General features: G+C 38.6%; 19 protein-coding genes and 1 CRISPR repeat array. Of the genes, 4 read left to right on the top strand and 15 right to left on the bottom strand.

Annotation, left to right across the window (positions count from 1 at the left end):
- Nucleotides 1-66: 66 nt before the first annotated feature.
- From VF06_RS05095 to VF06_RS05105, 3 genes are all read right to left on the bottom strand, one after another.
- Entirely contained in the window at nt 67-1,263 is a 1,197-nt protein-coding gene (locus VF06_RS05095) for a hypothetical protein (RefSeq protein WP_099066191.1), read from the bottom strand.
- 386 nt (nt 1,264-1,649) lie between these two features.
- The gene (locus tag VF06_RS05100; RefSeq protein ID WP_099066190.1) at nt 1,650-2,123 is read right to left on the bottom strand and encodes a hypothetical protein; all 474 of its coding nucleotides are present in this window, start codon (nt 2,121-2,123) and stop codon (nt 1,650-1,652) included.
- A gap of 59 nt (nt 2,124-2,182) precedes the next feature.
- Nucleotides 2,183-2,317 carry a hypothetical protein gene (locus VF06_RS05105; protein ID WP_257207558.1) on the bottom strand — a complete coding sequence of 45 codons (135 nt, stop codon included), beginning with the start codon at nt 2,315-2,317 and terminating at the stop codon, nt 2,183-2,185.
- Between the two features lie 67 nt (nt 2,318-2,384).
- Here VF06_RS05105 and VF06_RS05110 point away from each other — a divergent pair, with 67 nt between their 5' ends.
- Nucleotides 2,385-3,563 (top strand): GNAT family N-acetyltransferase, encoded by a 1,179-nt coding sequence (locus VF06_RS05110; RefSeq protein ID WP_099066189.1) that lies wholly within the window; start codon nt 2,385-2,387, stop codon nt 3,561-3,563.
- A 370-nt stretch (nt 3,564-3,933) separates the two neighbouring features.
- Nucleotides 3,934-5,256, top strand: a complete 1,323-nt coding sequence (locus VF06_RS05115; RefSeq protein ID WP_099066223.1) for a serine hydrolase — start codon at nt 3,934-3,936, stop codon at nt 5,254-5,256.
- 221 nt (nt 5,257-5,477) lie between these two features.
- Here the strand turns inward: VF06_RS05115 and VF06_RS05120 are convergent, their stop codons facing one another.
- A complete protein-coding gene (locus VF06_RS05120; RefSeq protein ID WP_099066188.1) occupies nt 5,478-7,676 on the bottom strand; it encodes a cytochrome-c peroxidase in 2,199 nt (732 codons plus the stop codon).
- A 269-nt stretch (nt 7,677-7,945) separates the two neighbouring features.
- On the opposite strand from VF06_RS05120, the gene VF06_RS05125 reads away from it, so the two are divergent.
- Nucleotides 7,946-8,869: a DMT family transporter gene (locus VF06_RS05125; protein ID WP_099066187.1), complete on the top strand. Its 924-nt coding sequence runs from the start codon at nt 7,946-7,948 to the stop codon at nt 8,867-8,869.
- Between the two features lie 1,008 nt (nt 8,870-9,877).
- The gene (locus tag VF06_RS05140) at nt 9,878-11,593 is read left to right on the top strand and encodes an alpha/beta hydrolase (protein ID WP_100793663.1); all 1,716 of its coding nucleotides are present in this window, start codon (nt 9,878-9,880) and stop codon (nt 11,591-11,593) included.
- A gap of 238 nt (nt 11,594-11,831) precedes the next feature.
- A CRISPR array of direct repeats spans nt 11,832-12,304; the repeat unit is 37 nt; unit sequence GTTTCAATCCCTAATAGGGAGTAGATGAAATTTCAAT.
- Nucleotides 12,305-12,515: 211 nt separating this feature from the next.
- Here the strand turns inward: VF06_RS05140 and cas2 are convergent.
- The 11 genes from cas2 to VF06_RS05195 form a co-directional block, all read right to left on the bottom strand.
- Nucleotides 12,516-12,803, bottom strand: coding sequence for a CRISPR-associated endonuclease Cas2 (gene cas2 / locus VF06_RS05145; protein WP_099066222.1), 288 nt, complete (start codon nt 12,801-12,803; stop codon nt 12,516-12,518).
- Between the two features lie 136 nt (nt 12,804-12,939).
- Nucleotides 12,940-13,944 (bottom strand): type I-D CRISPR-associated endonuclease Cas1d, encoded by a 1,005-nt coding sequence (gene cas1d / locus VF06_RS05150; protein ID WP_099066185.1) that lies wholly within the window; start codon nt 13,942-13,944, stop codon nt 12,940-12,942.
- A 294-nt stretch (nt 13,945-14,238) separates the two neighbouring features.
- The gene (gene cas4 / locus VF06_RS05155) at nt 14,239-14,832 is read right to left on the bottom strand and encodes a CRISPR-associated protein Cas4 (protein WP_099066184.1); all 594 of its coding nucleotides are present in this window, start codon (nt 14,830-14,832) and stop codon (nt 14,239-14,241) included.
- Between the two features lie 103 nt (nt 14,833-14,935).
- Nucleotides 14,936-15,754, bottom strand: coding sequence for a CRISPR-associated endoribonuclease Cas6 (gene cas6 / locus VF06_RS05160; RefSeq protein ID WP_099066183.1), 819 nt, complete (start codon nt 15,752-15,754; stop codon nt 14,936-14,938).
- A 181-nt stretch (nt 15,755-15,935) separates the two neighbouring features.
- Nucleotides 15,936-16,655: a type I-D CRISPR-associated protein Cas5/Csc1 gene (gene cas5d / locus VF06_RS05165; RefSeq protein WP_099066182.1), complete on the bottom strand. Its 720-nt coding sequence runs from the start codon at nt 16,653-16,655 to the stop codon at nt 15,936-15,938.
- 5 nt (nt 16,656-16,660) lie between these two features.
- Nucleotides 16,661-17,689: a type I-D CRISPR-associated protein Cas7/Csc2 gene (gene cas7d, locus VF06_RS05170; RefSeq protein WP_099066181.1), complete on the bottom strand. Its 1,029-nt coding sequence runs from the start codon at nt 17,687-17,689 to the stop codon at nt 16,661-16,663.
- Between the two features lie 72 nt (nt 17,690-17,761).
- The gene (gene cas10d / locus VF06_RS05175; protein WP_099066180.1) at nt 17,762-21,124 is read right to left on the bottom strand and encodes a type I-D CRISPR-associated protein Cas10d/Csc3; all 3,363 of its coding nucleotides are present in this window, start codon (nt 21,122-21,124) and stop codon (nt 17,762-17,764) included.
- The gene (gene hepT / locus VF06_RS05180) at nt 21,117-21,560 is read right to left on the bottom strand and encodes a type VII toxin-antitoxin system HepT family RNase toxin (RefSeq protein WP_099066179.1); all 444 of its coding nucleotides are present in this window, start codon (nt 21,558-21,560) and stop codon (nt 21,117-21,119) included. The genes cas10d and hepT overlap by 8 nt, the downstream gene beginning before the upstream one ends.
- A complete protein-coding gene (mntA, locus tag VF06_RS05185; protein ID WP_099066178.1) occupies nt 21,557-22,009 on the bottom strand; it encodes a type VII toxin-antitoxin system MntA family adenylyltransferase antitoxin in 453 nt (150 codons plus the stop codon). Before mntA ends, hepT begins: the two co-directional genes overlap by 4 nt.
- Nucleotides 22,010-22,067: 58 nt before the next feature.
- A complete protein-coding gene (locus tag VF06_RS05190; RefSeq protein WP_099066177.1) occupies nt 22,068-23,087 on the bottom strand; it encodes a PDDEXK nuclease domain-containing protein in 1,020 nt (339 codons plus the stop codon).
- Entirely contained in the window at nt 23,084-23,323 is a 240-nt protein-coding gene (locus VF06_RS05195) for a DUF433 domain-containing protein (RefSeq protein ID WP_099066176.1), read from the bottom strand. The genes VF06_RS05190 and VF06_RS05195 overlap by 4 nt, the downstream gene beginning before the upstream one ends.
- Nucleotides 23,324-23,350 lie beyond the last annotated feature (27 nt).

A 23,350-nucleotide genomic window follows, 5' to 3' on the forward strand; every position in this document is an offset into this window, starting at 1 on the left:
GCCACACCGCCAATCTAATTACGAGGTTTGCGATTAGCCAGTCATTCATTTCATTTTCCCATTGAGCTAAAATTCCAACTCAGCGAAAATATTCCGGTGTTGCAAGCTAGAAACCCGAATAAAATATCCTTCTTTTACTGGAATACGTGGTATCCATTGATGAATTCCATCACTAGCAGTATGGGGAGAAATGTTTTGAATAAGTTTCTTCTCATAGTACAACCTAATCGAGACATCGCCATCAAAATTGTCTCGCCACAATATTAAATAAGGTTGATCTTTGTTCGCAACGACTTTACCAGCTGGCTGACTCAAGAAAATTTTTGGCGCAATCTGATTTTTACTTTTCTTACGGAATCCCAGATAATGAGGTAAATCTCGAAAAGTAGGATTTGCTTGCAAATTAGACATTTGTGGAACAATAATATTTCCACTTTGGGGATTAAACAAATAAGTGGATCTGCCACCATCAACGGTAATGATATCCCCTTTGACTCCTAATTTACGCAATAAATCCGCCGCCTCGTCTAAAGTTGTTTGGTTCGCTGTCACAATCAACAACAGTTCGTCACCTTTCACACCATCTTTGTTAAGAGTACCCATGACTTGGTATTTATTGACTTGATTTTGGGCTAAGACTTTTGCCGGATGGTCGCTGTATTGGTAGGTGACAATTGCATTTTTTACTGCTTTTTGATTGAGTGGCGCACCGCTCGTTGGATCGTAATTTGTAATATATGCTTGATTATCATCCCACACTAAAGCCTTGAGGCGAATATTACGATAATATTTATCTTTTGGTTCTTTGACTGGGCCGTAGGGACTATTCCCGCCACTGATGACTACACCATTAAGTTTAATGGGAAAAGATAATTGTGTACTGGGTTGATATTGCTCAAAAAAAGAACAATTAATGATAGAAAAAACGTTGTTAGCATAAAGCTGTTGATATTCTTCTGCAACTTTCGAGAATAATTTGTTTTTGAAAAAAGGGCTGTAATGTCCACCCTCTCCTTGATAATATTTACCTTGCTTTTGACCCATATTATCCACCTCTCCAATGATTTGGTCGATGTGCATTTTCCGGAGGTCAATAACTTGTAAATAAGCTTCATTACCGTTTGTTAATTCTTTTTTATATAAAGCTGCACCGTCTATAACTTGGAGAGGCTGATAAGAAGCTAAAGGATCGAAACTTTGAGCAATCCACAGACTACTTAGAATTGGCAGCAAAAACAGCAATAAATTGATGAGAATATTCATTAGAATTTTGTTGAGGCAGAAATAAGAATTAATGTCACTCAGGTTTTGAAGTCCAAATTTCCAGTTCTGAAGGCGAAGTTTTAGATTTTGAAGTCTAATTTTCCAGTTCTGAAGTTGAAGTTTCAAGTTTTGAAATCCAATTTTCGAGTTCTGAAAATAAAGTTTCAGGCTTTTTACTCGGCATTTTGATTTCAAAACTTCAAACTTGCTGTTCAAAACTCGGAACTTTGACCTTTTTACTCGAACATTGAGCTTCTGAACTTGGAATTTCGTGCTTTTATCTCCAAAAATCAAGCTCAAAACTCGGAACGTCGAGCTTTTAACTCCAACATCTAAGTTCTGAACTTTAACATTGCACCTTTGAAGTACAGCTAACAAGTTATTTTTTACAACGCTGTCTTTTCAGCCTTGGCTTTTCTAGGTTTACGGGCAAACCGTTGTCCCATTTCCGCCACCACTGCATCTAAACCCGCCACGTGTCCACTAACTTTGGCATAATTATACACCTGCAACGCCGCTGTAAAAGCTTCACTACCCACTGCAAGAGTTGTATCATCCACCAACTCTTGTAACTGCGTCAACGACAATAACAACGGATACAACGCTTCAAATAATTGAACATCCTTTCGCATTTCTTCCAAATCAAACGAACGCGGTAAAAACTCCGGGTTCTGTGTCGCTACCTCTAATGCTTTGCTAACAAACGCCCGACTCTTATCTCCCATTTTGGGTAAAGCTTGACGCTCTTCAGTGGTCAAATCGATTAAAAATGGTAACTTTTCTTTAATTGTGGCGATCGCTTGCAACAGAGCATCTCTCTGTGTTTGTTCTAGTATTGCACTAATTGAGGTCGTAGACATAAAAATAAATCTCTAGTATTTTTGTTAAATATAGAGTGCCCAAGTATACAATTTAAATTTCAACTCATATTGCGTCTCAGAGCTAGCTTAATCTCAATGAGAGTGGCTAACTCTGGCGTAAGTTCTAAAAATTCTGCAACTGTTCCAACTTTCCAGCCCTTTTTTTCTAGCCGTTTTCTTTTTGTTTCATCCATAAATGCTAATCCTGTATGTCTCTCGTTGTAGTATAATTTTCGATTTGTATTATTAAACGTATAAGAGATGACACTCCAATTTGAATACAGCACTCTAGCTCATCCCCAGGATATTCAGCAGCTTGCGTTTATCTTTAAGCAGTGTTTTGTCAACGCAATTGGTGGTGAGGAAACTTACATGAACCAAATTGGCATAGACAACTTTCGGATTATTCGTGAGTCACAGCAATTAATTGGTGGGTTAGCAACTCTGGATATGGGACAGTGGTGGGGTGGTGAGCGTTTACCAATGACGGGAATTGCCGTAGTGGCTATTGCTCCAGAATACCGTGGTTCCGGAGGAGCGATCGCTCTCATGCAGCATACCCTTAAAGAACTTTATGACAGAGGCATACCGCTTTCTGCTCTTTATCCCGCCGTGCAAAGCTTATATCGAAAAGTCGGGTATGAGCAAGGGGGTAGCTGGTACATTTGGGAAGTTGCAACCAACGCCATTGGACTACGAGAGCAACCCTTACCTTTGCAACCAGTGTTTCCCATAAATCTGGAAGTCTTTCGCGAACTATATCAGCAGCAAGCAAAACTCACGCATGGATACTTAGACCGACATCCCGCAATTTGGCGGCGATTAATTGAACCAGATCAAAACGAAATGACCTATGCCTATTTAATTGGTACAAAAGACCAACCCCAAGGTTATATTATCTTCACTCAAGAACGAACACAGAATGGTGAAATCATTGTTGTTAAAGATTGGGTACTCAAAACAGCTGCCGCCACACAAACTTTTTGGTCTCTTCTAGCCAGCCATCGTTCCCAAATTCAGCAGGTGCGTTGGAAGAGTTCTGCAATTGATACCTTAACATTGGCACTACCAGAGCAAACTGCCAAGATTTCCACTCAGTTTCGGTGGATGCTAAGAATAGTAGATGTAGTCAAAGCATTATCCATGCGCGGTTATCCATCAGAAATCGAAACAGAACTGCACCTAGAGATTCGAGATAATTTGCTAGATGCAAACAATGGTAAATTCATCCTTTCTGTTGCCAACGGACGCGGTGAAGTTACAAAAGGTGGCAAAGGAGAATTGCAGCTAGATGTCCGAGAACTAGCACCACTATACACAAGTTTATTTTCTCCCTACCATCTGCAAATAGCCGGAAAACTGCATGGCACAGAAACAGCCATTTCAGCAGCTACGCAAATATTTGCAGCCAGTTCTCCTTGGGTGGCTGATTTCTTTTAATGGGCATTGGGTATGGGGAGATGGCAACGCCTTGGGAAAAGGGGAAAGGTTAAAGGGAAAAGGAGGGATCTTTCTTTTGCCCAATGCCCAATGCCCAATGCCCATTAAGTTGGAAACATAATTGACCCTTGGCTCGTCCTTGCGCTAGATTAACAATTTCTGTTGTTGTCAACTCACATCACAAACAAAATTCTCAGCGATTTACTTTTAATGAGTAATGATGATTTGTTGTGCTTATCTAATCCCAAAGACATCTCAAAAAATAACTCAATGGGATTTAAAATTTTTATCCGGAAGTTCAACACAGTCATCAGAAAACAATCTAAGTAAAGTTGATTACTTGCTACTTACTTGCACACACAATCACAACATGAAATCACATCTACTGGCCGTTGGTTTAAGCAGTTTAGTTTTGGTTGCAGGACAAGCGAAAGCATCACAATTACAGTCTTGGTATTTTGATTCTAGCCAAAATCAATTAAATTTAACTACCACTTCTGGAGTAGAACCACAAGCTTTTTTATTAGATAATCCCAACCGATTAGTAATTGATTTACCTGGAACTAGTTTTAATTCTGAGAGCGTCAAGCAAAATTTTGGGAAGGCAATTAAAGAAATTCGCATTGGTAAACCAGATGCTCAAACAACTCGTTTTGTTATCGAATTAGCTCCTGGTTATGATATTACTTCGCAAAATATATCAATTAAAGGAGATTCTCCTTCTCATTGGATAGTCCAATTCAATTCTTTTAACCGGGAAAATACTCCTGTTGTTGGAGAAAATCGAGAAGATATTGCGATTAAATCCACAGATGCTTCAACATTTGCGGGAGTTGTCCATCTTGGGCAAGAGATGGTTGGTCTTAGTTCTCAAATTCGCACTTTGTTAGCGAATTATAAATCATTAAATCCGGGAATCTTTTTCTTAGATTTAGCAACAGGGAACTATATAGATATTAATGGTGAAAAAAGATTTGCTGCTGCCAGCACAATCAAATTTCCCTTATTAGTAGCTCTTTTTCAAGACATAGACGCTGGCAAAATCAAACTCACAGATAAATTAGTGATGCGGCGTGATTTAAGGGTTGGTGAAGCTGGAACTATGCAATACAAGCCCGTTGGCACTAAATTTAGTGTCCTGGAAACTGCTACTTTGATGATGACAATCAGCGATAATACTGCAACCAATATGGTTCTCGATCGCTTGGGCGGTGCAGCAAAAGTTAGCCAACGTTTTCGTAGCTGGGGATTGCAAAATACAGCAATGCAGAATTTACTTCCAGACGTTGGCGGCACAAATACAACTAGTTCTAAAGATTTGGTGAGATTGGCAGCGTTAGTTGCTAATAATCGTTTGCTCTCTCCCAATAGCCGCAATCAAGTTTTAGGTATTATGCGTCGTGTCAAAACCAATAGTTTACTACCAGCTGGCATTGGTCAAGGAGCTACCATCGCCCACAAAACCGGTACGTTGAGATTCATCATTGGTGACGCGGGTATTATTCAAATGCCCAACGGCAAAAGCTATTTAGCCGGTGTTTTAGTACAAAGACCAAACTACGACCCCAAAGCCGGAGATTTTGTCCGTGAAGTTTCTCGCAGAGTCTACAATTACCTAGACCAAACCAAAGTCAGCAACATAGAACCGACTTTTGGCGATGCCTCCGGCGGGCTACGCCTACGCACTCGTTAGTAAAAGGGAGTGGGGAGTAGGGAGTGGGGAATGGGAAGGGGATAAGGGGGGCAAGGGAGACAAGGGGGGCAAGGGAGACAAGGGGGACAAGGTAGCAATCTTTCTCTCCGAAGTTCTGATGCCTGCGGCAACGCCAAGGGCGAACGGAGGAAACCTCCGCTCAGACTTCTCTCCTTGTCTACCCCCTCTTCCTTGTCTCCTCATCCCCCTCATCTCTCTACTTAGCTCAGGAAATTCGGCGTACCATTACCACCATTCTTACCAACGGCGGGAATTTCTATTAAGCTATCTGTGGCTTTGCCAGTACCGTCGTTGGTGACTTTTGTGGTGTCACCGGGATGTCCGTTGGGGACAAACAGTTGCGGGTGGTCAAAGGGTGCTTTTTCATAACGGACTCGGTCATCGGTTAGCGCTTTTAAGAAGGCTACTAATTGCTGTTTTTCTTCTGGTGAAAGATTCAGGCGGGGAAGCGCTCCAAAGTCACCACCGCGATTGTAAAAATCAATGACTTGTTCTAAAGTTGCTTGACCTCCATTGTGGAAGTAGGGAGCAGTGAGTTCCGCGTTGCGAAGTCCGGGTGCTTTGAAAGCTCCATCGGCAACTACGGTTTCAGTGGGCTGCAACGGTGGATTTAGGGTAGGGGGATTTTCACCAAGGAGAAGCTGAAATTTCCCTAGCTGCGCCAATCGAGCCTCTGACAAGGGATTACCTTGGCCGTTACCAAATAAACCATCGTTACCACCCAAGCCAAGGTCATCTGTGTTTGGTCTAACACCAATTCTGAAGAAGCCATTATCTTCGGGGCTGTTTGGTGGGAACGGCGCACGTTTGATTCGTCCGTTCTTGGTGACATTGCTCACTGAAGCGGCGGTAAATTCTGGTGCAGTGTGACAACCAATGCACAAAGCTTTACCTTCAAATAGTTGTTTACCTAGTTGCTGCTGCTGGGTGAGGGCGGTGGTTTTACCTTCTAGGAAGCGATCGTAGGGTGTGTCATTGGAAATGAGTGTAGACTCGTACAACTGAACTGCCAGACCGAAGAATAGGGAGAAGTTGTACTCCATCAATGTATATTCATTAGTCTCCAAGGAGCGATCGGGTCTTTTGACGAAAGTACGTCTACCTTGGGAATCAACCTGGATGAGTTTGTTAGACTTCCACCACTCTGGTTTAAAGGCATCTTGAATCATGCGATCGTAGGTTCTATCTTTGAGTCCCGGTCTAGGCCATCTGCTATCTGCACCTAAAACGCTATCTTGTGGATGCACAAGCTGTTTACCTAGCGGTCTCAGAGGAAATAACTTTTTCGCAAGTTTTCGGGGTAGTTTTTTACCTTTACTAGGGTTGGTTCGGCCAAATTTATCACCAATTTCTTGAAAAGTCCGACCATCAGCAGACACCTCAAAGGAACTGAGTGGCGGCCCAACTGCTTGGGATGCTAAAGAGGAATTATTCAGGCTAATTTTGACAAATTCCAGCTGATTTAGATTTTTGGCTTTGACAACAGAAGCGTTGGGATCTCTCAAGCCGAAAGGATTCACCCCATTAAAGATGTTCTGTGCCCTTCCGTCCCAGAAGTTGCGGAAGTTAAATACTGCATTAATTACGCTTGGGGTGTTACGGGCCTGGACGCGACGCACATTTACGCCTCCCACGTTAAACACGGGATCTGGCTGAGTTTGTACTTGGTCTTCCGCACTACCAGGTACGACATCAACAAACTTCGTATTGGTAACTCCTTGGGAAGAACTGACATCGTTGCGATCGGATATGACGCTGTTAGGATCGTTGGGGTCTGCTAGTTTGTGGAAGGGAAAATCTTGTGGCTTGAGTTGGTAGTTTGGTAGTCCTCCGATGTCAAAAACTGTATCGGGATTCTCTGTCCCATCTGCGTTAACCCGCAATAGTCCGGGAGCTATTTGATTTTTGGATCTATTGTCGGCTCCAGCATGAAAGTGACAAGTGGCACAGGAGGTCACGCCGTCGCTACCCACCTGCATATCCCAAAAAAAAGCCTTTCCTAATTTGATGGCGGCTGCTTTGTCTTTGATAAAGTCTCTGAGATTGTCTGGTTCTGGAACAGGCACACTTTTGAGGGAAGGTGGCGATGTGGTAATCTGCGCTGAGACGGTATTTCCAGCTATTACTGCTGCCATAATCATCACAGCAATTACTATGGTTTTGGAAAATCTCCATCTCCAAGGATTAAACTTGCCAGATTTAGATCTTTGCCTTTGGGGCTTGATGTCAATAGGTAATTCATAACGCTGCAATTTTGGCTGATTAGCTAAGCCTGGAATTGCTTGCTTGATTCTGGCGACCAAAAATTTGAGCGAAAATCTACCTGTTGAATTGAGTAGTAAATAAATTGGTAGGCTAGTCAAAACTAGCACCAAGACTATTACGGGTATAGTCCCCATAGTTGTTGGTTATAAATTAAGACTGAAAAAAATTATACGTTCAGTAAAAACCATGAAATTTATTGTTTAGGTAAAAGAATTACTAATTTTATGTGAACAAAAAACCCATGAAGGCATAACTCAATTGATGAAAATCAGCAATCTTTATTTACATTTTTTAGAGAAAAAATCGTTGATATCCTTAACTAGTAAGAGGTTGATAAAATTTAGATATGTAGAATATATATGTTTAAGTTGATTATTAGCCATAGTTTGCAGAGCATATTTAAATGTCACTACATCAAATTTCTGGTCGCTGGCGCTTAGGGCTGGCGTTATCATTGCTGACAGTATTATTGTGGGGAATTTTACCAATTGCTCTGGCGGTAACTCTGCAAGCATTGGATGTATATACAGTGATTTGGTTTCGTTTTCTAGTATCATTTGTTTTGCTTTTTGTGTATTTAGGAACAAGTGGAAAATTACCAAGATTGGAACAATTGCGTTCTGGTTCTAGGAAATTATTAGCGATCGCTACATTCTTTTTAGCGATGAATTACTTTTTATTTATGCAAGGGCTGGCCTTAACATCACCGGCGAATGCTGAAGTTCTGATTCAATTAGCTACTGTTTTATTAGGTTTGGGCGGTTTAGTAATTTTTCACGAACGTTATCAGTTGTATCAATGGCTTGGTGTAAGTGTACTGAGTTGCGGTTACTTGTTATTTTTTCGGGAACAGCTAACGAATTTAATTACAGCACCTAATACCTACATAATAGGTAGCATTTTGATTGTGCTAGGAGCAGCAGCATGGGCGATTTATGCTTTGGCGCAAAAGCAATTATTACAATTTTTATCTTCCCCTAGCATCATGCTAATTATCTACGGAGGGTGTGCTTTATTATTCACTCCCCTAGCTAAAGTGAAATCAATTTTTACACTTGATACTTTGCACTCAGGAATGTTGATTTTTTGTGCTTTGAATACTCTAATTGCTTATGGTGCTTTTGCTGAATCATTAGAACATTGGGAAGCATCAAGAGTAAGTGCAGTATTAGCGTTAGCTCCCATTGTCACATTAATATCAGTTGCCATTGTATCAGCGATCGCACCTGATTTAATTCCACCAGAACGCTTCACTTTTGTTGGAATATTAGGAGCAGGTTTAGTAGTCGCGGGTTCAGTGGCTATTGCTTTGGGTAAAAGTGATTGAAGAAGTGGGAAGTCAGAATTCAGAATTCAGAATTCAGAAGTCAGAATTCAGAAGTCAGAAGTCGGAAGTCAGAAGTCGGAAGTCAGAAGTCGGAAGTCAGAAGTCAGAAGTCAGAAGTCGGAAGTCAGAAGTCGGAAGTCAGAAGTCGGAAGTCAGAATTCATTCTGGTGGTCTGTCCCATTAATATTGTAGTAAAAAATGTTCGTAGTAAGTACTTTAGTGCTTAAAAAATCAAGAACTAAAGTGCTTACTACAAACCGTGATTAATTCTGAATTCGGAATTATTCTTCATTGTAATAATAATTTTTTCAACAATTTTGCTATTTTTTTCTCAATCAAAGTTGTGCCATGTTCAAAGTTACAACATAGATACTGAGGCAAGATATTTTTTCGTTTGTTATGATTTTCTAGTGAAGGCGAACTACTGAAGTCATGCTTCTGTAAAATCGATACTTTTCCCACAAGTTTGACTTTGTAGCGATTTAATTTGTTCAATTGATAGCCAAAAAAAATGTTTGAAGAAGAATTTGGAAGGCGGGATTAATGTTGACAGTTGATTGTTGATTGTTGATTGTTGAGTGTTGACTGTTGACTGTTGACTGTCAAATTTATGATTTTGTAGGGGGTTTAAAACCCATTTATTCAGATGCTCGCGCACTTGGTAATGCTGTGTTATCTGCAATTGATACAGAAATCATAATAAATTCTGAATTCTGAATTCTGACTTCTGAATTCTGACTTCTGAATTCTGACTTCTGACTTCTGACTTCTGACTTCTGAATTCTGAATTCTGAATTCTGACTCCTGAATTCTGACTTCTGAATTCTGAATTCTGACTCCTGACTTCTGACTTCTGACTTCTGACTTCTGACTTCTGAATTCTGACTCCTGAATTCTGAATTCTGACTCCTGAATTCTGACTTCTGAATTCTTTTATCAACGTAGCAGGGTGGCCGAAAAACTACCAAAGCCAACACGTCAAAACCAGACTACCGAAACAGTTGAGCGATGAATAGTTTGTTTGGTAATTGGGCCAGCACCCTGAGAAAAAATTCTCTATTGCTGGTTCTGTCAATGATGCTGCCAATGTTTGGAATGAGTAATTCTGTTTTGGCAGCAGAACGCATTTATGCGTCTTATTCAGCTTTAGAGCTGTCAATTTCTGTGACGGCTTTAGAAAATTACGCTAAAACAGGTGTAATCGAAGGTGATTTAGCTGCATATCAACAATATTTACCTGTTGAAAAGTTTGAAGAATTGCGACGGATTTTACTAAATCGTGTGAAAGTTAGTCCGCCAATAGTTTCGCAACTTTTGTACACATCCCAAGGAGAATTTCTACTGCATCGGTTGGCGCAAGTGATTAAAAGCAAATCTCCTCAGCCAGAATCAGAAGTTGCTGCTTTGCGTTCGGCGCTGATTTTAGCATCTGGAGAATCAGGAGGCTTAACACTTTTAAATGTGTTACGTAAATATCCAAGCAAAAGCATTCATCTGGATGTAGCGCAGACTTTTCAAATAGCTACGGAATTGGATAAACTTGTTAATCAAACCCATCGAGCGATCGCGGCAGTTTCCCAAAAGTCAAATATCGAAGCTAATAGCATCCAAGAATCAAATTTATCACAATTACCTAAGTTAGAAATTCCGGGAAAATATAAATCACAAAAATATACATTAAAGTTTTTGGATTCTCAACGCCATCGTCTATTAATAACTGATGTTTATCTTCCCAAAATTTCAACTCCCGCATCTGTAATTGTGATTTCTCACGGCTTGGGTTTAGACAGCAGCAATTTTCAATATTTAGCTTCTCATTTAGCATCATACGGATTTGCTGTAGTTGTCCCCAATCATCCTGGTAGCGATACAACAAAATCGCCTTCACTGTTGAATAAACACACCAACGAACTAGCACAACCAAGTGAATTTCAAGACCGACCTTTAGATATTACGTATATATTGAATCAATTGGAAAAAGCTAACCAATTTGATTCACGGTTTAAAAATCGGTTAAATGTGCAACACGTTGGTGTATTTGGTCAATCTTTGGGAGGCTACACAGCTTTAGCCTTGGCGGGCGCTAAAATTAATTTTGAGCAGTTAAAACAAGACTGTCAGTTAACAGGATTGAAAAAAACTTGGAACATGTCTTTACTGCTTCAGTGTCGTGCTTTGGAATTGAATATTAATAATTTTGGAAAAAATTATAGCCTGCGGGATGAGAGAATTAAAGCAGCGATCGCAGTTAATCCAGTTACTAGTTCTATTTTCGGTGAAGCTGGCTTAAATCAAATAAAAACTCCAGTGATGATTGTTAGCAGTAGTGATGATACTGTTGCACCAGCTTTATACGAACAAATTCTACCTTTCTCTTGGTTAGCAAATCCCCAAAAGTATCTTGTTATGCTTGTAGGTGGTACTCACTTTTCCATTATTGGTAATGCAAATCCTACAAACCAACAAGTATCATTACCTGCTGATATGATTGGCGATGCTTCCCAAGCGCGTCGTTATATGACTGTTTTAAGTTTGCCTTTTTTCCAAAGTTATATTGCAGGAAAGTCACAATATATTCGTTATCTTAATGCTAGCTACACTCAAAGCATTTCTAGTAAGTCTCTGGGTTTGAGTTTTGTTGAATCATTAAATAGAACTGAATTACCACAAATTTCGGATATTTCAGGAGGTAAATTCTTAAAAAAAAAGTTCCTAACACTATAGTCAGCTTCGGATTTTGGATGCTGGATATTGGTGTTTCACTATTGAATGTGATGATTTCTATTTGATTGAGGAATCAGTTTTAATTTCTCTCTTTTTTATAGGGATTTTTAGTTAAGTGAGGTGTGGAAATAATTTTTTAAACGCAGAGGGGCGCGGAGGACAGCGCAAAGGTACGCAGAGGTTTGCTCAGTTTTATTAGCGATGTATTAACTATCTCTGCACATTAGGTTTCATCTGTGTTTCAATCCCTAATAGGGAGTAGATGAAATTTCAATGCAGAATTGGCGCATTCAGGATTTGAAATCTCAGTCCAAGCAGTTTCAATCCCTAATAGGGAGTAGATGAAATTTCAATTAATGCTTCCCGTCTGTGGATTGCCAGATATAGTAGTTTCAATCCCTAATAGGGAGTAGATGAAATTTCAATCGGGTTCTAGCTTGTAAGGGTCTGCTTTATCCCGTTTCAATCCCTAATAGGGAGTAGATGAAATTTCAATTTTTGGTAAACTTAAACTCAGGTTTATATAAAGTGTTTCAATCCCTAATAGGGAGTAGATGAAATTTCAATTTGAAGCTGAAAGTTTTGAAGCTAAGTTACAGCCAGGTTTCAATCCCTAATAGGGAGTAGATGAAATTTCAATCTTCGGGAGCATTCAAGCATTTGGCAAACAAGTAGTTTCAATCCCTAATAGGGAGTAGATGAAATTTCAATGGCGGTAGCCTGAAACATTGTTTGTATTGGGTTTTCAAGGTTCGGTAGCGCGGATGAGGAAATCATAGCATGTGAAATGGACATTGGGTTTGAGGAAAATGGCTAGAACCTAGTCTGTATAAGGTGCGCGGGTACTTTCTGAGCTATTTTCCCCAAAACTCTTGCAGCAGAGGAATTTGAAGGTTGCTTGCTGCAATTTGGTTTTCAACATCTACCCATCCGCGCACTCAGCAAAGAAAATAGAGTCATCACGAATTTTTTCGCCACCAATACGTTCAACTTTACCGAGACAGCAGGCACACAAAAAGTAAAAAAGTATACTATCGGTTTCAGGTTTAATTAACTTGTTCAAACGCGATCGCAATTTTGCGTACTGAGTATCTGTCAGATGACATTCAAATACACTGTACTGTACCCATTGTCCATAGGACTTGAGAATTTTGTGAATTTTGGTACGGCGTTTATCTTCAGAAATATCATAAGACACAACAACATTCATTGCTAGTTTTTTCTGCATTTTCTACACCAATGACTCAATAATTAGTAATTCGTAATGAGCTAGGCCGCTTTTTGGTAAGGTAATTCGTAATTAAAGATTTATTAATTACGAATTATTATGAAAAATAGCTAAGTTTCTATTTCAACACTAATGGTGGATATTTTTCGGTTTCACCCATCAAGTATTTTGCTAATAATCGAGCCTGTAATTCAAATGCTTCTTGATAAGTACATTTGCGTCCGAATACGGGATGTTTAAATTCCGATTGTTTTTTTTGTGCATATTGCTGCAAAAATCTTTTTCGTCCTTCTGGGGTTAGAGAAACTGCTCCACTCAATGGTTCTGTGATAAAATCTGGTTTTGTTAATAATTGTCTATTTAATACAGACAATACAATTGCGTCTACAACTAAGGGACGAAATTCTTCCATTAAGTCTAATGCTAATGATGGTCTACCGTAGCGATCGCAATGCAAATATCCTAAATATGGATCGAATCCGGCAATATTGACAGCACCTTGAATATCATGGCGCAATAACGAATAGCCAAAGCTGAGTAAAGAATTTACCGGATCGGTTGGAGGACGGCGGACGCGTTTATCAAAACTAAATTCTGTACTCCTAATTAATTGGTCAAAACAACCAAAATAAGCAGCACTTCCAGCACCTTCTAAACCGCGCAGTGAGTTAATATTTTGAGTAGTTTCAATGGGAGCGATCGCTTGCTCTAAACGTGTTACATTTACAGATAAATCTAAATCTGGATTTTCACGTTGACGGCGGTTGAGAAGATTTCGATAATTTTTCAACTTTCCGCGCACAAAACCTTGTACTATATGAATTGCTTGGGCTGATTCACCGGCTGCTTGCCATTGAGCTTTACGCACAAAGATATTTTTAGTCACTTCTGGTTCTATCCTTCCTAAATAACGACCATTTTCTGTGAGAAAAGTCAGAGGTATATGTCGTTCTAGCAGTTCAGATATAACTGCTGGCGAAACAGTAGCGCGTCCTAAAACTACAACACCATCAATCTTAATTAATGGCACATCTAAAATTGTCTTTTTTTCAAACTTGACATGTAGCCTTTCATCAACTTTCCCAATAAAAGCATCTTCTTGAGTAACGTATACTGTACCCATAATTACATCCTAAATTAACAAAAAAACTGGTTTTTAAAACGCGATTCATCGCGTCTCTACAAGAGTAACTTTGCACTGAAATGAATTTGATTGCTCTAAAAACTCTGTTGAAATTCTGACTTCTGACTTCTAACTTCTGACTTCTAACTTCTGACTTCTAACTTCTGACTTCTAACTTCTGACTTCTAACTTCTGACTTCTGACTTCTGACTTCTGACTTCTGACTTCTGAATTCTGACTTCTGACTTCTGAATTCTGACTTCTGAATTCTGAATTCTGAATTCTGAATTCTGATTAACTCGCTTCTTGATAGCGTTGTAATTTTTCTACAGCTTGAGGTAAACAGTGTGAAAATAAACTACATCCATCACAGCGTTTGGATTTGATAGCTTTGGGCATTGCACCCGTAAATAACAGTGTTTGCACGGCTTCAATAGTGGCGATGGCACTTTGGCGTAATTCTTGAGAAATCTCCACTAATTGGCGTTGATGAGTTTGTGCATAGTAGATATAGCCAGTATTAATAACTTGGCCAGTCATTTCTTCTAAACATAAAGCTTGGGCGCAAACTTGTAATTCATCATTATCCCATTCGCCCTTACGTCCTCGTTTGTATTCTACTGGATACCACTCACCATTTTCCGATTCAATTAAATCAGATTTACCGATTAATTTGTATTTTTCAGACTTCAGCCAAATAGCTCTTATTTGCCAAATATCTTCCCGTTGTCCCTCACCAACAGTATGCACTCGCTCATGTAAACTTGTGCCTTCAATTGTGTATTGATTATCAATAAATTCTCCAGCACAAAACATTCGCCAACAGCGATGGGAACAGTAGCTATATTGATTTAAAGCCGCAATAGCAATGTAGTCACTTTCATTCATATCTTTGATTAACTATTTCAAAATTGCAAATCTCAAACTCTTACTCTCTGCGCCTCTGCGTCTCTGCGTGAGCTAAATTCATATCTATATTCAGCAACGCCCTTTATACTCGTCGCACCATTCCCATTCCCATTGTTGTTTTCCGTCCCAATCCTGCGTATAATGCAAAATTAGCTAAAGCATTGATTTGCTTAATTAATAACGGCTCAACATCACCTAAAATTCGATAGCTAATGCCACCAACACAACCGATAAACTTACTTTCATAGTTACTGATAACTTCAGTATTAATGTCAAAAGCACTGGGATAAATTGATTCAATAGAAATACTAGAAATTTCAATTCTACTGTATTTATTCCAACGACTCAAAAGACTATTAAACACAGATTCCTTGATAGGAAGGACATTATCATATCCACCTTGGCGGAAAGATACCGGTGTAGCAAAAGTGAAATTGAGAGTGCGATCGCGATCGCTAGCTTGCTCATACAATTGTGTATAACTGCAAGCATTAGCCCAAGGTTGCGTAGATTGCGGAGTACCTTGAATACTGGTAATATGTAAATTTGCAGAACCCAAATGCCAAGGATGTTCCGGGTTAAGATTGAGCCAAAGTCCAGTTAATTTACTAAACAAACTGTCATCAAGTAGAGAAATACGCCACCAACAGGGAGTACCAGCCGGAATCGGTTTTTGATGACTAAATTGCAACATCTGGTGATGTTGTTTGTGTTGTCGTTGTATTTGCAACGGCGAGAGAGTAAAGGCTTTATCTGCGTTAGACGAGTGCAGATAGTCTGCCAAGCTAGAATCAACAGAATTGATGAGAGTGAGAAATAATGCGTGGTAATGTCTCCCAGTCAAAAATTCCGGGTAAATGGGAGATTGGGGAATCAAGTTAAGGACGAGGCTGTGGGGCATGAATAATTTAAAATGGTAGATGTAAGGTAGGCATTGCTACTATTTTCAAGGGTCAAAAATCCCTTTTTCACCTCTTATCTCTGTGTTCTCTGCGCCTCTGTGGTTAGATAAATTACTATTAAACCGCAGAGACGCAGAGGGCGCAGAGAGTAATTTTTCCAGTCACCTTGAAACGTTAAAATTAAGCTTTAAATCGATACTGCATTTTTGCAGGTAAGCGCAACTTTTCAGTTTTATTGGGACTATCGAATTCGTAATATTGTCCTTGGCGAATACTGACATTTTGAATCAAACTCACCGGGGGCATATTTACCACATCGTAGCTAACAACTTGATGAGTAAACATCACATCCAAAGGATTTAAAGGGTAAGAAAAAGTAAAGTCACCTGTTTTTAATTCAATTTTCGTAACTTCTTGAATTGTGACTTCAGCTTTACTCATCCATTTACCTAAACGAATCCATTTTGGTAGCTTCAGTTGCTTTTGAGAAATGATAAACAACTCAAATTGACTTTCCGGTGCAATTTCTTTCGCCCTACCAAAACTAGGAATATTTTTTTGCGTTTTCTCCATTTCCACATGATAGTTATTATTAGCATACTTCCATGTGTTGAGAATAGCAGTATGTTTAATTGCACGCCCAGGAGTTACATAAATTCCTTGTTGATTTAGCGGTGTTAAATGTGCCTCATATTTAGGAACTTGTTCGGAACAAAAGTAACGATAGGAATGTTCTTCAGTGACAGTAGTAGAGTAAATTTCGCTGTCTACTAAGCCTAACGCATAGCAGAGTGCGTAGTTGTGAATTACTGGTTCTGTTTCGTAAAGTCGCCCGATTTCACGAGTTGCATAATAAAGGCTGTCATGAAGTTCTAATTGACAGCAATAGATGATTGGCATAGCTATTATCCAGCCTTAGCAGCAGTTTTCTTTTTAGTGATGTGTTTTTTGGCGTATTCTTTAGCTTCCGCATCAGCTTTTTGTAAAATTGACTTGATTCCTGTTTCGCTACCTGTGAGAACTTTAACTTCATTCAAAAGAGGTTTAAAAGCATCACCAATAAAGTCGGTATGAACGATAAATTCATCAGCCATTAAACTTTCAATTGCACTTTTCGCAGCACTAATTACATCATCTTCATCTAAAGGCTCAGGAGAATTAATAGTTTTATTTGATTGCATTTTGTCATAGATTCCTTGAGTCCAACGCAAATTACTAGTAATTTCGCCATCTGCAAATACAACACCAATTAATTCGTTTCTAACGCGACCTGTACGGGTTGTTTGCGCTCCATAGTGACGAGTGCGTAAGATGTTATTAAAGACGTAAAGAAAACTAGCTTCAGTGGGGTCTTTTAGTGTGACAATACTGGGGAAAAAAACTTGCGGCTTAACGTGGTCTTGTTGGTTAATTCTAGCTGTGACTGCACCTATTTCACCATCTAATTTACCATCTGATTTTTTTTCTCCTTTTGCTGCCATTGTCCCATTTTCATAAGGAGCATTTAGAGTAAAAGTTTCATGTGATTCATCAAAAGGTGTAATTGAAAATGCTGTATCGACAACAACTTTCGATTTTTCAGAGCCAGAATCCCCAATAGCAAAACCGTAAATAATGCAATCAGGATTATCCATTGCAAACGCTACGTTATACTCGCATTCTTTATCTGTCATAAAACCATAATTACGCAGTAATTCACGACCAACCAAACGTTCTGGTGTTGACTGCTTTCGTTTGAACATTGATAGACGGCTAATTGTGGTTTTATCTTTGACTCCAGCCCTAACCCTTGCTTTATTGAGTTCGCCATCTGTTTGAAATAGCGGATAAGATTCTGTAATGCGAATCGTTAAAAAATGAGCGTATTTACCCATAGGTTTATAGGGAATTTCAGCTTGGAATAATTTGCTATCAACTGCTTTAAGCAATGCCATAATAAGCCTCCAAAAATTGAGTTTATTTTTCCAAAAAATGAAATTAATCAGGTATATCACAAAAAAATGTATTTATTCATTTTCATTATCTGATTCCGGAGATTTTTCATTTCTTGCTAAGTTTTCCTTGTCGTCTTCTAGACGGTAAAGAAATTCACAAGTATCTCGAATTAAGTTGAGTTGACGACCGGCTAAACGAGCGCGATCGCCTGCAAAAGATTTATCAAATACCTCCTCTACAAAATACCGTGCAAATTCTAAAACAGCCAGCCGTTCTTCTTCGCGTTTACTCATTATCCAGCGTCCCTCTGCTGTCGAAGAATGCACCCGATCCATCAGTTTAAAAACCTCTGCTGCTACTGCTGCAACTAGTGTTTCACCATGAAACACACTTAACTCAGCTTTGAGTATAGTTTCAGCAGCAATATCAATCGGTTTCAACACAGCATTAGACTTGGGATTATAACGCTTATTCGCTCGATAAAAACGGCGATAAAGTTCAGTTAATTTCTTTGGATGATTCAGACTTGATTCTTCTCCCACAATTAATTCCTCATTGATACGGTCAAATTTTGCATAGGGGTCAAAGCATGGATAAAAATGATAGGTATAAAGCCGAATTTTTTCAATTCTGGCTGTTTCCACTCCCTGGTTACGTACCCAACGGTTAAGATAAGAAAAGACATACAACGGACTAGTTTCAAAATCTTTTGCTAGTTCCGTAAATCTTCCCCAATTGGCATCATAACCAGACTTTCCTTGTCGCGCATTCACATCTAAATGAATCGCGTAAGCAGCGGTAAGTACATTTAAAGGTGCTGGATATTCAATACCATTTTCATTCCAACCTTCAAGAATGTAATCCAACCGAAACCTGTCTCTTCTTACCAAAGCACGAAACGCATGAGGCGCACTGTCAAGAAAAACGCTTTCTTCAAACTCAGCACCATCATTAAATGGTGGAATTGGCGACTCAGAAACCACTGTTTTCACATCCAAAATCATCGGGAAAGCAAACGCTAACCAGCTAGGCATTACCCAAGATTCTGTATCAGTGCTATCTCGTCCTGGTGGTAGCGCCATGAAGTAAAATGTTAAAGGTTGGTCTTCAGGATAGGAAAGCTTAAATGTGCGGTCTTTATCGTCTTCTAAGTTTTCATCAATCAAAAAACTATCCACACTTTGATAATCTTTCTTAGCCAAATGAGCTTGCAAATCCTTAGTAATAAAATGATTGCGAACACTCGTATCAAAGCGAGTTTGAGCAATTCCACCATAAGCTTTTTGTAAAAACTTATTAGTTTCTGGTGTAAAATAATAAGTCGGATAAAAGTAGAGATAGCGATATTTCCCATCTTCAAATCTTTTACCTACTGCTTGGGTTTGATTCATCAAAATTTGCCTGAGCATCATTTCTACACCCGCAATGCTAGAAATATTACGCTTGGCATTAGAACCACCCAACATTTGTTTATTTGTATAAACTTGGGGTGTAAATAAAACTGCTGATTCCATTTGCTCGGTTACAGTGTAAGCAGAATGGGAAATTGAGCAAATTAATTGCCGTCCTCGTCCAGGTTTTTTCGCAGCATTATAATTATCTAACTCCTGGAAAAAATTCTCACTTTGAATTTTGGATGATAGTTGTTGATTTGTACTTGGTAACATCACAACTCGCGTTACCCATTCCCTTAAATCATCCCAACCATCAGGTAACTCATATTGTGCAAGAATTGGAGAAATTAAGTTTGTTAAATAGTTGATAACTTCCTGACAACTTTCTCTGACATTTTCAATACCAGGATGTTTTTCCAGATATTTAGCTGCAAGATAATACCATTCATAAGGAACTCCGCCTGTATTTCCCTTTAAGTTATTTTCTTTCAGGCTTTCATTAATGCGCTCAATGTAGCGAATTTGAGGAATATATTCTGTTAAATTCCAAAATTCAGCTACCTGATGAATCAAATTTAAACTCGGTATTTCTGGTAACTTTTTATCTTTTTTGCGAACAGCTTCAAGACGATTAACAGTTTCTTCCCAAATTTTACGACTCACTAAATCACCAAACTCTGCAATTTGGTCAATACGGATATCATCAGCAAAGTTGAAATCAAATTCGGGTGGTAAAACTCCTTGTTGTTGAAACTTGACTAAATTTTCACTCCGGCTTTTGGCGACTGATGGTTTATTAGAATTTAAAATGCGTAGAGTTGCATCTAAAGCCACTTGCATCAAGCCTGGAGAATCAAAAAATAAGTTGTAATATTCGGCATATTTCATCCCTTTACCATCTCGACCAAATCCTGTTTGTCTCAAACGCAATTGACCAGCACACAGAGATTTAATATTATTAACTACAAGGTCTGGTAAATCTGTTGCAGAGATTGAAGGAGCATTACGCGCAGCGAGGTAAATTACACCTGTTGGCAGATATAATAAGGGTTCATAATATGTATGCTCATCAGTATTCAGGCTAGTGTAAGCTTGGATTACAGCATTATTCACCACATTAGTTAAAACACCACGATTTTCAGCAATGCGGTGATAGGTAAATTGTAATTGCCCATCACTAAGACTGTGGAGAATATCATTTAAGGCTCTATGTTCTGCATCTTGGGGATGTTTAATAACTGATGCGAGTAAATCAGCTAAACGAGTTAAATCACATAAACTGCGAATAGTGCGGTCTTTAAGAACAGGATTTAGACCAAATTCCGAAAAATTCCAGTTAGTATCCCACCGACTTTGTGCATTATAAGCCATACACAACAAATCATCGATATATTCCTTATACGCTTCAGGATGCTCTGAATTGATAAATTTATCAAGTCCTAATTCTTGAACTTTTTCCTCAACGATTTGCCGATGTTTTTCTAAAGGTAATTTGCGACATTCTTCAGGTGCATCGGGAAATTTTTCAAAGTCATGTAGAATAAATCCAGCAATTACTAATCGCCGTTCCCGTTCTTTCACAACTCGCCGGACGGTGGTATCGAGATTTTCTAATTTTTTCTCAATTAAATTTGCGGGAAATAAACCATTAAGCAAGTGAGTATTGAGTGATTGGTCAGCAGCGTTATCTCGCCTAACTTTACTTTTCCCTTCTGCTTCTCGTTTTTGGTCAATTTCATCAAAAAACTTACCACCCTTAGCAGTGACACCAATTGCTATCCGCAGTAAGTTTGGTAAAACATACTCGCCAAAATCCGCCATAACTTTATCACCTGGATTTTGTGTTTGTATTGCTTCACGTAGTAATTTGAGTGTGAGTAGTTCAGCTTCTATTTCGATAGTGCGGTCTGAAGAATCACCATCAAATCCAAAATCACCCGATAACCAATCTTCATCCATTACTTGAGAATTTATATCGTTTTCTGTTTCTAAAAGTGATAATTGTTGAACTTTATTAGCAATTTTGCTTTTTTTAATCATCTTCTTGACTCAATGAAATTAAATAAGAGTTAATCTGGCGAACATAAAGCGGATATTGTTGCAATGCAAAACTGATAGAGTTAAAAACTTGGTAAGGATCTATTTCGTCATATTCATGAACAAGACGATTTCTTAATCCTGATGATGGTGCTATTTGTTTTGCTAATTCTGGTGTAATTACTTGATATTTGCTAAGTTCAATGAAAGCTTCAAAATTAGTAACCGAATTTCCGGGACTTAATTTTGATAATATGTGTTCATTGATATCTATTGCAGCTTGAGTCATTAATTGCAGTAGTCTTTCTACAACAAGCTGTTGACGAAAATCACTTAAGAAGTCATCAAGGCTAGCAGAGCGAAACTCTTCTAAAGTGTTGTAATATTTTGTAATTAACCTCAGCCTAACTAAAATTATTTCGGGATCTATATTACTCATACTCCCCACTTATTTAGTTCTTTTTCAATAATTTTGTGTTGCTCTTCACGGAATTTTTTTAACTCTGATTTGGATTTTAGTGAGGTTAATCTAAATTCCTCAAATTGTCCAGGATATTTTTCAAACATCATAATCCCATCACAAGCAATAAAATGGGCTATTAGCTCTGAACAATGATTAAGTTCTACAATATCAATAAGGTCAGAATTGATTTTGAATAATTCGCCAATCTGCATAGGTAATTCAAACCAACGTAAAGCATTATCTTTCACGTAAGCCTCACGTTGTTTTTGATCATACAAAACAGCAAAATCCCAGTCACTCTTGGCATTTATATTACCAGTAGCTCTAGAGCCAAATAGAACTAACATTTTTAAGTAAGGAATTTTTTCAGGAAGTTGTAATGAAAGTTCTTGTAGTTCTGAGATGCTTGGAGTATTGTTTTGCATTTGATAATTCTCCAGTTGAATAAACAATCGTCAACATTCAGTTGCTCATTCTATAATTCTATTCAAATCCTTCTAGGAGTTTAGCAACTTGTTCTGGAGCGGGAAGCTGGTTTTTGAGTTCTTGAGGCACCGTAGAAACTATTTGATAAGTTGCTACACCAATAGGTTTATTGGATTCTCTCAGTGCATACTCAACAATAGTTTTATCTTTAGACTTGCAAATAATAATTCCGATTGAGAGGTTTTCGTCTGGTAGTCGAGCTAAATCATCTAAAGCTGCCAGATAAAACTGCATTTTCCCTACATACTCAGGTAAAAACTCTCCAGTTTTTAACTCAATGGCAACTAGACATTTTAATTGGCGGTGATATAGTAATAAATCGATGAAAAATTCTTTATCACCAACTTCCAGGCGATATTGACTACCAACAAAAGTAAACCTTCCACCCATTTCTTGCAAAAATGGTTCTACTCTTGCCAAAATAGACTGTTCTAGCTGTCGTTCACTATGTTCATCTGCTAATTCTAAAAAATCAAATGTATATTCATCTTTCACAGCTAGTTTTAATTGATTACGGATTTCTGCTGGAACAGTTTTATCAAAGTTAGTCTGATTGAGCAGAGTTTTTTCATAGGTTTGATTTTCAATTTGGTGAATCAAAACGTTTTTTGTCCAACCGAATTTGCGAGTCATTCTAATATAAAACTCTCGTTCTAGGTCATCTTTACACTTTTCTAAAATGACTATATTGTGAGTCCATCCAATTTCTGCCACCAATGGTGGCAGAATTTCTTTAGAGTGGTAAGTCAAGTAAAAATCTCGCATTCTCCAAATATTACGGGCAGAAAATCCGCTAATTCCAGGAAACTCTGCTTGTAAATCTTTTGCTAACTGTTCCACGACTGATTTACCCCAACTAGCACCTTGTTGTTGAGTAACAATCATCTGCCCAATGTCCCAGTATAAGTTAATCATTTCCCGATTAACTGCTTTTAGTGCTTCGTACTGGGCTGAACGAATGCGCTGTTTTATTTCCATTAGCAAATTTCTGTAATTGTCTGAAATGGAGTCACTCATAACGTAAAATGTTCAACTCGTTCATCACCAACTAGCCTACGTGCGTAGACTAAACAGGCTTGTATATCTTCTCTTTCTAGCCAGGGATAACCTTCTAGCAAGGTTTCGATACTGTCTCCAGCTGCTAGCATTCTTAAAATATGTTCAACCGCAAGGCGACGATCGCGAATAATTGGCTTACCACCAAAAATTTTGGGGTTGACTGTGATTCGTTCCAAAAGTTTTTGTTCGTTCATGGTTACGTGATGTTAGTAGATTGTTTT

Source organism: Nostoc linckia z4 (assembly GCF_002608075.1).
GTDB classification, from domain to species: Bacteria; Cyanobacteriota; Cyanobacteriia; order Cyanobacteriales; family Nostocaceae; genus Nostoc; species Nostoc linckia.

Excerpts from the sequence above, each read along its gene's own strand:
- VF06_RS05095 (WP_099066191.1), bottom strand. The coding sequence starts at position 1,263 with ATGAATATTCTCATCAATTTATTGCTGTTTTTGCTGCCAATTCTAAGT.
- VF06_RS05100 (WP_099066190.1), bottom strand. The coding sequence starts at position 2,123 with ATGTCTACGACCTCAATTAGTGCAATACTAGAACAAACACAGAGAGAT.
- VF06_RS05105 (WP_257207558.1), bottom strand. The coding sequence starts at position 2,317 with ATGGATGAAACAAAAAGAAAACGGCTAGAAAAAAAGGGCTGGAAAGTT.
- VF06_RS05110 (WP_099066189.1), top strand. The coding sequence starts at position 2,385 with ATGACACTCCAATTTGAATACAGCACTCTAGCTCATCCCCAGGATATT.
- VF06_RS05115 (WP_099066223.1), top strand. The coding sequence starts at position 3,934 with ATGAAATCACATCTACTGGCCGTTGGTTTAAGCAGTTTAGTTTTGGTT.
- VF06_RS05120 (WP_099066188.1), bottom strand. The coding sequence starts at position 7,676 with ATGGGGACTATACCCGTAATAGTCTTGGTGCTAGTTTTGACTAGCCTA.
- VF06_RS05125 (WP_099066187.1), top strand. The coding sequence starts at position 7,946 with ATGTCACTACATCAAATTTCTGGTCGCTGGCGCTTAGGGCTGGCGTTA.
- VF06_RS05140 (WP_100793663.1), top strand. The coding sequence starts at position 9,878 with ATGAATAGTTTGTTTGGTAATTGGGCCAGCACCCTGAGAAAAAATTCT.
- cas2 (WP_099066222.1), bottom strand. The coding sequence starts at position 12,803 with ATGAATGTTGTTGTGTCTTATGATATTTCTGAAGATAAACGCCGTACC.
- cas1d (WP_099066185.1), bottom strand. The coding sequence starts at position 13,944 with ATGGGTACAGTATACGTTACTCAAGAAGATGCTTTTATTGGGAAAGTT.
- cas4 (WP_099066184.1), bottom strand. The coding sequence starts at position 14,832 with ATGAATGAAAGTGACTACATTGCTATTGCGGCTTTAAATCAATATAGC.
- cas6 (WP_099066183.1), bottom strand. The coding sequence starts at position 15,754 with ATGCCCCACAGCCTCGTCCTTAACTTGATTCCCCAATCTCCCATTTAC.
- cas5d (WP_099066182.1), bottom strand. The coding sequence starts at position 16,655 with ATGCCAATCATCTATTGCTGTCAATTAGAACTTCATGACAGCCTTTAT.
- cas7d (WP_099066181.1), bottom strand. The coding sequence starts at position 17,689 with ATGGCATTGCTTAAAGCAGTTGATAGCAAATTATTCCAAGCTGAAATT.
- cas10d (WP_099066180.1), bottom strand. The coding sequence starts at position 21,124 with ATGATTAAAAAAAGCAAAATTGCTAATAAAGTTCAACAATTATCACTT.
- hepT (WP_099066179.1), bottom strand. The coding sequence starts at position 21,560 with ATGAGTAATATAGATCCCGAAATAATTTTAGTTAGGCTGAGGTTAATT.
- mntA (WP_099066178.1), bottom strand. The coding sequence starts at position 22,009 with ATGCAAAACAATACTCCAAGCATCTCAGAACTACAAGAACTTTCATTA.
- VF06_RS05190 (WP_099066177.1), bottom strand. The coding sequence starts at position 23,087 with ATGAGTGACTCCATTTCAGACAATTACAGAAATTTGCTAATGGAAATA.
- VF06_RS05195 (WP_099066176.1), bottom strand. The coding sequence starts at position 23,323 with ATGAACGAACAAAAACTTTTGGAACGAATCACAGTCAACCCCAAAATT.